Source organism: Aquaspirillum serpens DSM 68, assembly GCF_000420525.1.
In the GTDB taxonomy this organism is placed as follows: Bacteria; Pseudomonadota; Gammaproteobacteria; order Burkholderiales; family Aquaspirillaceae; genus Aquaspirillum; species Aquaspirillum serpens.
Genome location: NZ_ATVC01000008.1, coordinates 1 through 12386 on the forward strand (window position 1 = coordinate 1; position 12386 = coordinate 12386).

Sequence of the window (12386 nt, forward strand, 5' to 3'; positions counted from 1 at the left end):
CTGTGCCAGATAAAAAAGCTTTAGCCAAAGGCAAAATATCTTCTTTTCTTTCCCGCAAAGGGGGAATAGAAACCGGAAAAACATTTAAACGGAAGTATAAATCTTCTCGAAACCGACCAGCAGCCACTTCTTCTTCGATGTGGCGGTTACTGGTTGAGATCACCCGAATGTCTAAACGAATTGCACGATTACTACCCAATCGTTCTAACTCTCGCTCTTGTAACACTCTCAGCAATTTTGCTTGCAGTTGCAATGGCATTTCACTGATTTCGTCGAGCAAGAGTGTACCACTTTGGGCCTGTTCAAACTTACCAACAAAACTTTGGCTAGCACCGGTAAAAGCGCCTTTTTCATGTCCAAACAGTGTCGATTCTAACAAGTGTTCAGGAATCGCTGCACAGTTGACTGCAACAAAGGGGCCGTTTGCCCGTGCCGAATGTTGATGCAGAAAGCGGGCTAAAACTTCTTTTCCTACACCACTTTCACCATGCAAAAATACACTAGCATCACTTAAAGCAACTTTCCCCAATAACGCTAACAGCTCTTTCATTACCTTGGATTCAGCAACAAGAGCCGTAGTTGCTTCGACATGATTAAGCGCAGTGGGGGCAGCATGTGTCCTCTCGAGACAACGCGCCACCTCATCTAGCAGCACATCAGGTTCAAACGGTTTTTGTAAGTAATGTGCAGCACCAGCCCGCAACATTTCAACAGCTTTATCTAACTCTCCATACGCCGTCATTAAAATAAACGGCACCGTCAGATTTTTTTGTTTTAATGCTGCAAATAAAGCATATCCATCCATCGGTTGCATTTGTGCATCCGAGATCACCAGAGCAACTTTATGTTGTTTGAGAATATGGAGTGCTGATCTACCTTCTTTTGCTGTCAAGGTTGAGTACCCTGCCAAATGCAGGGTATCTACGATGGCCTCCAATAAAGCATCATCATCTTCAACCACAAGAATAGGTAGCGTGAGCTTAGACATCTCTACCTCGCAATATGACTTGTTTGATGTGTCAACAAAGCTAATAGTCGTGGCGCAATTTGTTCAATCGATAGCACTTCTGCCACACCACCTAGTGCGATTGCTTCTTTCGGCATACCAAATACAACACAAGACGCTTCATTTTGGGCAATGGTATAGGCACCTGTTTGGCGTAATTCAGCTAATCCTCGTGCACCATCTCGCCCCATTCCCGTCAAAATCACACCAACAGCAGCAGCGCCTAGGGTATTAGCGCCAGAACGAAATAATACATCCACCGAAGGACGATGACGATTGACTTCATTGCCACGACTGAGAGCAACAAAAAATTGCATCCCCCGCTTTTGTAATAAAAGATGAGCAAAACCGGGGGCAATATAAACATGATTTGCTTTAATCATTTCACCGTCCTCGGCCTCTTTCACTGTCAACGCACATTGTGTATTGAGTCGATCGGCAAATGATTTGGTGAAGACTTCTGGCATGTGTTGTGCGATCAAGATAGGAGGAAATTGGGCTGGTAGCGCAGTCAACACAGCCTTGATTGCCTCAGTCCCCCCCGTTGAAGCGCCGATCAACACCATCTTTTCTGTCATGCGACTATTGCAACAACAGGGGTGTAGGGGCAAGACAACGTCGGCGCTATAGCTTGGCGTTAACTCAAAGGGTTTTTGTGTCGCAGGCTTTAACATAAAGGGCAATCAAATAGAAAAGAGACACACACAAGAACATCCTTGCCTCGCCAGATCACACTCAAACAAGGTTAACCACAACTCTAGCAGGAAACAAGGCCTGTACGCGAAAAATCGCAACAAACAACAAAAACAAAATTCACTCTTGCTTTATACCCTAAAAGGTGCCTGATGAAAACCGCGTAAAATATGAAGAAGAATTGCGATAAACACATAAAACAAAAATTCTATCTGATAAAAAATAAAAGCGCCCGTTAAGGCGCTTTATAGACCTAATCATAGAAATGATCTATTAGGGATTCACTAATTCATTAATAGGGATCTCTTCTTCTGCTTGAGATTGCAACCCAACTTTTTTATCTCGAATCTGCAAATAGGTATCTCTCATCAAAGAATAGGGATCGAGGGCAGCTTCTTCTAACAATTTTTCACTACCCAACAACTGCGCCCGCTGATTGATTACGTTAACACCGACGATAGTATTGCGTGTAGGAACATCATGTTGGACATGATGGTCGAGTGGATTAGAGACAAAATCAACCCCCGTACCAATCGCATCACGTACAGTTGAAGGCCCTAATAGCGGCAACACTACATAATGGCTGTTTTTCCAACCATAATGTGCCAAAGTATCGCCGAAGCCACTTTTTTGGCTTTTGAGTCCCATTGGGGAAGCAATATCAAGCAAACCACCAAAACCAAATACCGTATTAACAGCTACACGGAAAAAGTCATTTAGTGCTTCCTTTGGCTTTAATTGGACTGCATGATTGGCAAAACTGACAATATCTTTCATATTGTCAAAAACATTACTGACCCCCTGTCGGATGGGCTCAGGTGTCACGGTTTTGTATCCCTCAGCAACCGGCTGCATCACATATCGATCCGCCTTCTGATTAAAGGAAAACACGACACGATTCACCGGTTCGAGAGGGTCGCGGGCATGGCGTTGCTCAACACTGGCACAAGCGGTCAAAGAAAGAACCAAGGCTGCCGCCATGGCCGAACGCCTATTGAACAGAGGTAACAAGGTCAGAAACTCCATATAAATCAGCAAGATCTAAAAATGCTTGCGGCAGATGTAGGTGGGAGAGTTCCACGTGGTTAGCCGCAGCAATGCGTTGTAGTTGCAAAGCCAAAGCAACCGCTGCGGAATCAACCTTTTCCACCGCTTGCCAATCGAAACAAACAACACCGCGCTGCACCGCTTGGCTTATCTCACGTTCAATTTTTGCTGCCTCATAAAACGTAACGTTGCCCTTCAGTGGCCACGGCGATAACTCAGCTTTTGGCGATGAAAGCATCATTTTTCTCTTTTAATGACTTAATTAAGCCATCAACACCCGACTGACGAATAATGTCGTTAAAATTATTGCGATAGACAGTGACCAAGCTCGCCCCTTCTACAGAGACGTTATAGACTTTCCATTCAGTAGCAACCTTATATAAGGAATAGTCAACTTGGACATTCTTACCATCACCCATCGCTACTTGGCTACGTACTGTGGCTTCATTACCGTCGGCAGAAATAACAGGGTTAGATGCCACATTGACTTGTGCATTACGGAAGCGGAACATGGTTGAAGTGTAGGTTCTCACCAGTAGCGTTCTGAACTGCACTTGTAATTCTTCCTGCTGCGCCGGTGAAGCGTCTCTCCATCCTCGTCCCACCGCTAAAGCCGTCATCCGTTTGAAATCAAACTTCGGCACAGCGATAGATTCCACCTCAGCACGAATCTGACGGCTATTTTTCCCGTCATCTTTTTTCAGCGTGTCTAAGACCTGTCGAGAGGCCTGCCGTACCATGGCATCCGGCGTGTCATTTGCCAGTGCAACAGTTGATGGTAGCAATCCAGCACAGAACAAAATTGGTACTAACCAATGACGTAAACCCTGTAACATATTTTATTTCCTTAATTAAATGATGATTATTCGGTTGAGTTGGTTGGTTTTTCAGCAAAACTCAACATAAATTTGCCAACCAAATCCTCTAATACTAAAGCAGATGAAGTGATATCAATCTTATCGCCGGCAGCCAATTGAACTTCATCGCCCCCATCCAACAAACCAATATATTGCTCGCCTAACAAACCTGCTGTCAGAATTTGCGCGCTCACATCCTTGCTAAAGCGATATTCACTGTTTAAAGCCAAAGTTGCACGAGCACGCATGGTTTTTGTGTCTAAAGCAATCGATTCAACACGTCCCACTAAAACGCCCGCCGCTTTCACCGGTGCTCTGACTTTTAAGCCACCGATATTATCGAAATCGGCATACACCACATAGCTCTGCACACCCGAGCCGATGGAAGTCAGATTTGCCACTTTGAGTGCCAAAAACAGCAAAGCCCCAAGGCCGATCACCGCAAAGACGCCGACCCACAAATCTATCGTACCGCGTTGCACCATTCTTGAATCCTTAAAACATAAAAGCCGTTAACATAAAGTCTAGGGCCAAAATCACGAGAGCGGAGGTAACAACAGTCCGAGTCGTAGCACCAGAGACTCCCGCTGCAGTTGGTACGGCGTTAACACCCTCAAACACAGCAATCAATGTCACCGCCACCCCAAAAATCACACTTTTGATCACACCATTGACCACATCATAGTGAAGATCAACATTTGACTGCATTTGTGACCAATAAGCGCCCCCGTCCAGACCAATCATCACGACACCAACAAAATACCCCCCAACAATTCCACATACATTAAATACAGCAGCCAATAATGGCATCGATACCACCCCAGCCCAAAACCGAGGTGCCAACACCCGCGCTATCGGGTTCACCCCCATCACCGCCATCGCATCTAACTGTTCAGTGGCTTTCATCAAACCAATTTCTGCCGTCATCGCACTACCCGATCGACTGGCAAACAATAGTGCAGCTAATACAGGGCCAAGCTCACGCAGCAAAGATAATGCCACTAAAGTCCCTAGCGCCTCGGTAGAACCAAAACTATTGAGCGTGGTATAGCCTTGCAATGCTAAAACCATACCAACAAAAGTCCCCGACACCACAATAATCAGTAATGACAAAACACCCGCAAAATAAATCTCACGGATTAACAAGGGCAATCGCTGTAATGTCTGTAAAGAATTGATTAATAACAAGAACAAAAAGCGCATGGCAAAACCAAAACGCCACACACCCTCTACAACCAGATGCCCAACTCGACGTAATGGGTACAATAAATCAGGCAAGCGAATCTCCTCATTGCTTTAAACCAAGTTCAGCCGCGTAATCAGCAGCAGGGTAGTGTAATCTGACCGGTCCATCCGCTTCACCTTGGACAAATTGCCTCACAAACGGATCGGTAGAAACACGAACTTCATGTGGCGTACCTTGGGCGACAATTCTTCCTTCGGCAATAAAATACACATAATCTAGTATATTTAACGAGACATGCACATCATGTGTCACCATCACAGCCGTAGTTTTCAGAGCATCATTCAAACGCCGAATCAATACAGCAATCGTGCCGAGTGCAATCGGATCTAAACCAGTAAAAGGCTCATCGTACAGCATTAAAGCCGGATCTAAGGCAATCGCCCGCGCCAAAGCGACTCGACGCGACATCCCCCCTGATAGCTGGGATGGCATCAAATTTGCTGTCCCACGCAGCCCTACTGCTTGTAGCTTCATCAAAACCAGATCACGAATCATCGCCTCTGGTAGTTGAGTATGTTCACGCAATGGAAAAGCAACATTCTCAAATACATTCAAATCAGTAAACAATGCGCCAAATTGGAAAAGCATACCCAAGCGGCGGCGCAATGCCAGCAAATCACGGTCAGACAGACGGTTAACCTCACAACCATCAACCCAAACCGAACCGGATTGCGGTTTTACCTGACCCGATAACAAACGCAACAATGTTGTTTTTCCGCAACCAGAACCACCCATTATGGCAACTAGCTTACCTTGTGGTATAGATAGTGAAATGTCTTGCAAAATGGGCTTTGTGCCGTAGGAAAAACTAACATTTTTGAGTTCTATGAAAGGTTTGTAATCTGTTTCATTGTACATATACCCGCCCAGCAAGCACATTAGCATTGCAAATAAAAAAGCGAGATGATAAATATCATCTCGACAAACGGATTATATTCCGTGATGAATTGAGATACCAAATTGTTGCCGTCAACTGGACGTGGAGTCGACAACCGTGGGAATGCAACTTCATATTAGAACGCGTCAGCAGCAAAAAATTCCTCTCTGGCTGATGATGTTTTTATCACTGACGGCTTGTCAGCATCGCCCGCCAACACTTTCAGACCAGCATCTTACACAGCCTCACACGCCATCCGTTATTTCTTCACCAGTCAGCACCGAATCATCTCCGCTCACTCTGGTTCAGCCACCACAAAAAACCTTTACTTTAATTGTTTCACAAGCGCCAGTACGCGAAGTACTTAGCAAGATCGCAAAAGAAGCAGGGCTAAATGCTGATGTTCATCCAGCTATCAATGGTTTAATCACGATTCATGCCATTAAACAATCTTTGCCCACTATTTTAAATCGTATTACGCAGCAAGCGGCTATTCGTTGGCGAGTTAGTGATCAAGCCATCATTATTGATATTGAGCCAGATACTCCTTATCTAAAACACTACCAAATCAATCATCTTAATTTAAACCGTCAATATAAAACGGAAATTGGTGCCAGTTCAGTAGTCAAAGCCACCGGTAGCCACAGCATTATCCCAGGGAATCAGTCAGGACATAAAGCAGGATCATATAGTCAATTCCAAAATGAAGCACATAATCATTTCTGGCAAAGTTTACAAAATCACTTTGAGAAAATTTTACAAGAGCGAGGGAATTCTCCAACCGTTGTTGAATTGGTGCCAAAATCAAATGAGCAAAAACCAAACCAACAAACATCGAGCGTACCAATTAAAGAAAGTTTTTCTCAAGTCTCTGGCCTAGTATCAATTCATAAAGAAACTGGGATTATCTCAATATTAGCTACCGAAAATCAACATCAAAAAATCTCTCAACTGATTAAAGAGATAGAAGCACAAAGCAACAAACAAGTCATGATAGAAGCAACTATCATTGAAATAGAACTTTCACACGAGTATCAAATGGGTATTGACTGGCAAGGAATATTTAAAGATGGTCGGTATCGTTATCAACAGAATTTTGCCCGTTATATCAATAGCAACCCTATACCGAAGTTTAATGCTGCATTGCCCATTTTTGAATATATTAGTAGCGGTGGCAACATACAAAGCACAATACAAGCTTTAGAAAGTTTTGGCAAACTTAAAGTTTTATCCAGCCCTAAAATTATTTCTCTTAATAATCAACCAGCTATTCTCAAAGCAGTACAAGACATCCCTTACTTTACTATGCGGGTGAATATTTCAGAAGGCAACAATAATCAGGCTAGTAGAACAAGCTATGAAAGTCATTTAAATACCGTATCAGAAGGGATTGTTCTCACCATTTTGCCACAAATTTCTGACCAAGGAAGAATAGCAATCAATATTCGTCCAACTATTTCATCTGTTATTGGCTATATCCGAGACCCAGCAATTGATTTAGCTCTTTCACAACAAGCGAAAGCTAACTCAGTTGATGTAAAAAGCGAAATTCCTATTGTACAGATTCGAGAACTAGAGTCGACATTGTTTCTTCAAAATGGCCAAGTGGCTGTGCTCGGCGGATTGATTAAAGACCAAATAAAAGAAAATGATATCGGTCTACCTTTTATCAGCCGTGTTCCAGTAGTCGGTAATATTTTTAAATATCGCACCGAAGAAAGCAAAAAAACAGAATTAGTTGTTTTAATCAAACCAACTCTGATTTCAGCAACACAGCAAAAAATCATTAAGCTCTCTAATCAAGATGGAGATCCAACATGAAAATCAAACCACTTAATGAATTTAACTTTTCAGAAAAGATACCTAACTCTCTACATATCGAGAGCACATTACGGCAGGAAGATATGAGCTCAGATTCAAAAAACAATCAAAAAAGCAAAACCAAATCGATCTTGATAATTAGTGTTCTCCTAATTGGAGGGATGATTCTATTTGCCACAGATCTGACCTTAATTAATGCCAAAGCAGAACAGGTGGTTACCACAGGAAATACTCCAACAAAACTGTCTCCTGAAGTGACTCAAGACACAATTGTCACATCAACTGCAGCAGAAGAACAGCTACTCGATAGACTAGCTAGAGAATATCCAGCCCCTTCGCTGAGAGTAGATCAAGAAAGTCAGCAAACACATCAAGAGCAAAAAGCAATTGAAAATAAAAATTCTCAATTGCCTACAAAAATTTCTCAGGTTAAAGACAATACAGAAACAAAACCACTCTATTTTTTTGAACAGCATACAGAAAAAAACTTGCCCTATGAGGATAGTAGTAAAAATAAAACAGCAGATGAAATATTCTTGTATGGAATTGAACTGGCTAAAGCAGGAGATTGGCAACAAGCACAAGAAAATTTCTTTATTGCCTATGATATGCAACCCACACAGGCTGATTTTGCTTTTAACTTAGCAGTCAGTCTCGATCAATTAAACTTGAAAAACCAAGCACTTCTTTTCTATAAAAAATCTATCGAATTGACCCAACAAGGATCACCCTATCAATTTAATATTCAGCAGGTTGACAATCGTATTATACACATCGAGAATTTAATTCGAGGTTAGAAATGGATAATGAAAAAATTGGGCAATTACTGATTAAAAAAGGACTCATTACGCAACAACAGCTCACTATTGCACTTGAGGAACAAAAGCATAGAAACATTGGTACGAGAATTTGTAATATTCTCATTGAGATGGGCTTTGTTGATGCTGATATTTGTTATGCAGCATTAGCTGAGAAACTAGGTGTTAAAAGCATAAATGTTTTTGACCAAAACAATAGGGAAATATTTGAGTTTACAGAAAATCAATTATTAACTCTCGAACAACACTTAATTTTTCCACTATGTTTTAATAAAACAGCCAATACAATCAGCTTAGCTGTTAGCGATACGGATCAGTTTTTATCAATCGACTTAATTAGAGAAAGTTTCTTCAACCCATCTGCTAAGGTTGATATCTTTCTTTGCAGTCAAAAAGCCATATTAAATTTTCTAGAGCAATATTTTTACAATCATCAAAAACTCGATCCAAACCAAGAAGACTTCTTAGAAATGATTTTTAGGATTGCTCTTGCAAGGAAATGTTCAGACATCCATTTTCAACCACATCAGTATTTCACTCGGCTATGTTGGAGAATAGATGGGGATTTGCATGAAGCAACACTTATTCATTACAAAAAATGGCCAACTATCTTAGGAAAAATAAAATTTTTAGCAAATTTAGATATCAGTGAAAACAGAAAATCACAAGATGGTCGTTTTAGCGCAGAAATTTTTGGCAAAAAAATTGATTTTCGTGTTTCTGTTCATCCGACTCTATTTGGTGAAAACATTGTTATTCGCTTACTTAATTTTAGCAATAATATTTTTCATTTAAGCAGCTTAGGCTTTCTATCTGAACAATTAAAACTCATTGATAAAATTATTCAACAAGAACAAGGTTTAATTATTGTCACAGGAGCAACAGGGAGTGGAAAAACAACAACTTTGTATAGCTTGTTACAAAAAATAAATCGCCCCCAAATTAATATCATGACGCTAGAAGAGCCTGTTGAGTATGTAATGGGTTCTATTAGACAAACCTCATTAACAGATAACAGTAAAATCTCATTCTCAGATGGCATAAAATCTTTATTAAGACAAGATCCGGATATTATTTTGGTAGGCGAAATTCGAGACACAGACACAGCAATTATGGCAATTAGAGCAGCCATGACAGGACATCAAGTTTATGCAACCTTACATGCAAACTCTGGATTAGGTGTAGTTGCACGTCTAATTGAACTTGGCATTAGTCATGAATTAGTTGCAATGAATATAATAGGTGTAATTTCACAAAAACTAGTCAAGAAACAGTGTAGCTGTTCTCAATCTGTCTCTTGTCGTATATGTCATGGGACTGGTTTATTTGGTCGAACAGTGATTGCAGAGGTAATTGCCTTCGACAAGGAAATTTCACTTGCCATTTCTAATAAAGAATCTTTGTTGCAAATTGAAAAAAGTAAATTACATGGAGAGAATCATTTCTCAATGGAACAAGACATCAAAGAAAAAGTTAGAGCAGGACTTATCAATAAAGAAAGCTCTATGTTTTTTTAGGAAGTTAAGAATATGAGATATTACTACAGATCAATTGACCATAACCATAAAATCCATACTGGTTACATTGATGTAGAAAGCATCACTGAGTTAGAAAAATCATTAAAAGCACGCAATCTTTTTCTAATTGATTGCAAACTATTAGACAATAAAAAGAAAAATTGGCTGAGTTTTGGTAAAAAAATAGAAATCGATCAACAACTTCAATTATTATTTGAATGGTTGTTACTATTACAATCTGGCATTACAGTGATTTCATCTATTGAAAGTTTGATTGAAGCCAGTGAAAACACGAATCGTAAAAATGCACTACAAGCAACGCTGTTAGCATTAGAACAAGGAAAATCTCTATATCAGGCAATCAGTCATAATCAAATTTTCTCAAACATGGTAAAAGAGTTTATTAGAATCGGTGAAACCAGTGGCAGCCTTATTACAAGTATGAATCATGCTTATACGTACCTACAAGAACAAAAAAACAACCAAGATACTATTAGACAAGCTATGTTATACCCGATGTTTACTGTTGTTATTGGGTTGGCTGCTGTTGTTTTTTTGAGCTATTGGATATTACCAGAATTGACCAGCTTTCTCTTAAGTTTAGATCAAGAACTCCCGACTACAACACGCATATTAATTTCACTGTCTGATTGGTTACAAACAGAAGTTGACCAGTTAGCCATTATTTTAGGATTTATTTTTTTAATTATTTACCTCTTGATTAAACATGAGTTAATTTCAAGAGAAAAGGTAGACTATTTCTGTTGGCGATTACCAATTTTTGGAGAGATTCAACAAATGATTTTTCTCAGCCAATTTAGCCGACTGCTCAGCATCACCTTAACTAGCGGTCTCACATTGGCAGATTCGATACAAACCAGTAATTTTATCAGCAACAATGCCTTCATTCAAAAACAAATTGAGTTAATTTATCAAAAATTAGAACAAGGCTTTTGCTTTCATGAAAGCCTTGCCCATACACAATTAGCGCCCCAGATCATTGTTTCTCTTATCTATAATGCAGAGAAAACGGGAAAAATTGCACCATGCTTAGACTATATTTCCATATTCTATCGTGAAAAAGCCAATCAGAGATTACAAAAAGTACAAAAGTTAATTGAACCATGCCTTACTTTGTTTATTGGGCTGATACTTGCTTTTTTCATCATGGCAACCCTAGGTCCATTGTATGAATTGAGTAGCCAACTGGGGCAGTGATAGCATGAAAAAAGCCATTGTTTTTATTGAACCCAGCCAGATAGAAATATTCTTTTGCGAGGTATTTTTCCAAAAAATAAAAATAAGTCAAATTTTAACTTTATCAACAACTAATCAACAACAAGACTGGTTGAACCAATGGATTGATGTAGTTAAACAAGACAAACAGACTATTTTTTATTTTGTATTAAGCAGTAGCTTTGTTGATACTAAGGTAGAGTATCTACCAAAAATCGGCTTCTTCGATCAGAAAAGGCTGCTTAACCGGTTGGAGAGATCGAAGTTAAAAGGTAATGCAATATACCAATTAAAGGGACGATGCTTATTTTGTTACAGCCTCAAAACAGAAGCAGTGATGGATAAGATATTTACCATTGCAGAGGAGCAAGAAATCCAAGTTGCAAAAATCGTGAATTTTTTTGATTTACTTAGTCATAAATTTCTCAAGAATCTGCCTAATAAAGACATTTACTATCAGACAGACAGCCTATTACACTTTTACACTTATCAAGATGGTTATCTAAAAGCAAAGCGGGATTTATATTTACAACCAGAAGAGAGTTGGTTAGCACGAGAAGTGGACAACTGGCAAAGGTCAACAGGAAAACAATTGATAAATATCACATCGGAGATTGACAAATCAGCCCTAATTTCTGACATCATCAAGAAAAGCATTAGTTACTCACTACCACATCTGCGTAAAAGCTTTTTTAAGCAGTATTTAACAAAAATAACTCAGGCGATCATTTTTTTAACATCAAGCATGATTGTTATATCATTTGTTGCTTTTATTTTCTTCTTCCAAGAAGGGCAGCAACTAACCGAAATCCTATCACTAAAAAAACGAGAGTTTATTACTGTAGAAAATCAACAGCAAAGACAGCAACAACAAGATCAAATACTGAGTCAACTGCAGCAATATGATCTAATTAGGCCACCAGAGAAATGTCTGGGTACTGTCAAAGAAATAATAAAAAAAGCCTGGCCATTAGAAATCAGTCATTACACATGGCAATATGAATTTACTAAAAAAGAGCCAAAACTAAAATTTTCTATTAACCTTCAACATAGAACTGAGGTTAATCCACATCAAGCAATGCTATGGATTCACGCGGTTGCAAATGCTTTGCAAAAACAACAGTTAACAACCTCAATTGAACAATCTCCCTTACCATTGCGACCTGATCAAAACTGGACAAATCGACAGCAAGATAATAATCCGGTGTTTCAGCTGACTATCGAAACAGATCGTCCAGCAAGATGCATATAATCTCTGATGAAGGGTA

General features: G+C 39.8%; 13 protein-coding genes. 5 read left to right on the forward strand and 8 right to left on the reverse strand.

Annotation, left to right across the window (positions count from 1 at the left end):
• The 8 genes from G465_RS0102960 to G465_RS0102995 form a co-directional block, all read right to left on the reverse strand.
• The coding region (locus tag G465_RS0102960) for a sigma-54-dependent transcriptional regulator (protein WP_022652996.1) at positions 1–988 on the reverse strand (988 nt) is incomplete at its 3' end.
• Between the two features lie 2 nt (positions 989–990).
• The gene (locus G465_RS0102965; RefSeq protein WP_245556741.1) at positions 991–1584 is read right to left on the reverse strand and encodes a CheB methylesterase domain-containing protein; all 594 of its coding nucleotides are present in this window, start codon (positions 1582–1584) and stop codon (positions 991–993) included.
• Between the two features lie 388 nt (positions 1585–1972).
• A complete protein-coding gene (locus G465_RS0102970) occupies positions 1973–2680 on the reverse strand; it encodes an MlaA family lipoprotein (RefSeq protein WP_027405113.1) in 708 nt (235 codons plus the stop codon).
• A 10-nt stretch (positions 2681–2690) separates the two neighbouring features.
• Positions 2691–2987, reverse strand: a complete 297-nt coding sequence (locus G465_RS13220; protein WP_081642676.1) for an STAS domain-containing protein — start codon at positions 2985–2987, stop codon at positions 2691–2693.
• A complete protein-coding gene (locus tag G465_RS0102980) occupies positions 2962–3582 on the reverse strand; it encodes an MlaC/ttg2D family ABC transporter substrate-binding protein (protein WP_022653000.1) in 621 nt (206 codons plus the stop codon). Before G465_RS0102980 ends, G465_RS13220 begins: the two co-directional genes overlap by 26 nt.
• Before the next feature lie 26 nt (positions 3583–3608).
• Positions 3609–4085, reverse strand: coding sequence for an outer membrane lipid asymmetry maintenance protein MlaD (gene mlaD, locus G465_RS0102985; RefSeq protein WP_027405115.1), 477 nt, complete (start codon positions 4083–4085; stop codon positions 3609–3611).
• A gap of 13 nt (positions 4086–4098) precedes the next feature.
• Positions 4099–4881 (reverse strand): lipid asymmetry maintenance ABC transporter permease subunit MlaE, encoded by a 783-nt coding sequence (mlaE, locus tag G465_RS0102990; RefSeq protein ID WP_022653002.1) that lies wholly within the window; start codon positions 4879–4881, stop codon positions 4099–4101.
• 10 nt (positions 4882–4891) lie between these two features.
• Positions 4892–5707: an ABC transporter ATP-binding protein gene (locus G465_RS0102995; RefSeq protein WP_027405116.1), complete on the reverse strand. Its 816-nt coding sequence runs from the start codon at positions 5705–5707 to the stop codon at positions 4892–4894.
• Between the two features lie 142 nt (positions 5708–5849).
• Here G465_RS0102995 and G465_RS0103000 point away from each other — a divergent pair, with 142 nt between their 5' ends.
• From G465_RS0103000 to G465_RS0103020, 5 genes are read left to right on the forward strand one after another with little or no spacing between them, the layout of a single operon-like run.
• Positions 5850–7547: a type II secretion system protein GspD gene (locus G465_RS0103000; protein WP_027405117.1), complete on the forward strand. Its 1698-nt coding sequence runs from the start codon at positions 5850–5852 to the stop codon at positions 7545–7547.
• Positions 7544–8344, forward strand: coding sequence for a tetratricopeptide repeat protein (locus G465_RS0103005; protein ID WP_022653005.1), 801 nt, complete (start codon positions 7544–7546; stop codon positions 8342–8344). The genes G465_RS0103000 and G465_RS0103005 overlap by 4 nt, the downstream gene beginning before the upstream one ends.
• A 2-nt stretch (positions 8345–8346) precedes the next feature.
• Complete coding sequence (locus G465_RS14940) at positions 8347–9882, forward strand: GspE/PulE family protein (RefSeq protein ID WP_022653006.1); 1536 nt, start codon at positions 8347–8349, stop codon at positions 9880–9882.
• A 12-nt stretch (positions 9883–9894) separates the two neighbouring features.
• Positions 9895–11100: a type II secretion system F family protein gene (locus G465_RS0103015; RefSeq protein WP_022653007.1), complete on the forward strand. Its 1206-nt coding sequence runs from the start codon at positions 9895–9897 to the stop codon at positions 11098–11100.
• A gap of 4 nt (positions 11101–11104) precedes the next feature.
• A complete protein-coding gene (locus G465_RS0103020) occupies positions 11105–12370 on the forward strand; it encodes a hypothetical protein (protein ID WP_022653008.1) in 1266 nt (421 codons plus the stop codon).
• Positions 12371–12386 lie beyond the last annotated feature (16 nt).

Bases quoted from the DNA above. Each gene is read 5' to 3' on its own strand.
- G465_RS0102965 (WP_245556741.1), bottom strand. From the start codon at position 1,584: ATGACAGAAAAGATGGTGTTGATCGGCGCTTCAACGGGGGGGACTGAG.
- G465_RS0102970 (WP_027405113.1), bottom strand. From the start codon at position 2,680: ATGGCGGCAGCCTTGGTTCTTTCTTTGACCGCTTGTGCCAGTGTTGAG.
- G465_RS13220 (WP_081642676.1), bottom strand. From the start codon at position 2,987: ATGATGCTTTCATCGCCAAAAGCTGAGTTATCGCCGTGGCCACTGAAG.
- G465_RS0102980 (WP_022653000.1), bottom strand. From the start codon at position 3,582: ATGTTACAGGGTTTACGTCATTGGTTAGTACCAATTTTGTTCTGTGCT.
- G465_RS0102995 (WP_027405116.1), bottom strand. From the start codon at position 5,707: ATGTACAATGAAACAGATTACAAACCTTTCATAGAACTCAAAAATGTT.
- G465_RS0103000 (WP_027405117.1), top strand. From the start codon at position 5,850: ATGCAACTTCATATTAGAACGCGTCAGCAGCAAAAAATTCCTCTCTGG.
- G465_RS0103005 (WP_022653005.1), top strand. From the start codon at position 7,544: ATGAAAATCAAACCACTTAATGAATTTAACTTTTCAGAAAAGATACCT.
- G465_RS14940 (WP_022653006.1), top strand. From the start codon at position 8,347: ATGGATAATGAAAAAATTGGGCAATTACTGATTAAAAAAGGACTCATT.
- G465_RS0103015 (WP_022653007.1), top strand. From the start codon at position 9,895: ATGAGATATTACTACAGATCAATTGACCATAACCATAAAATCCATACT.
- G465_RS0103020 (WP_022653008.1), top strand. From the start codon at position 11,105: ATGAAAAAAGCCATTGTTTTTATTGAACCCAGCCAGATAGAAATATTC.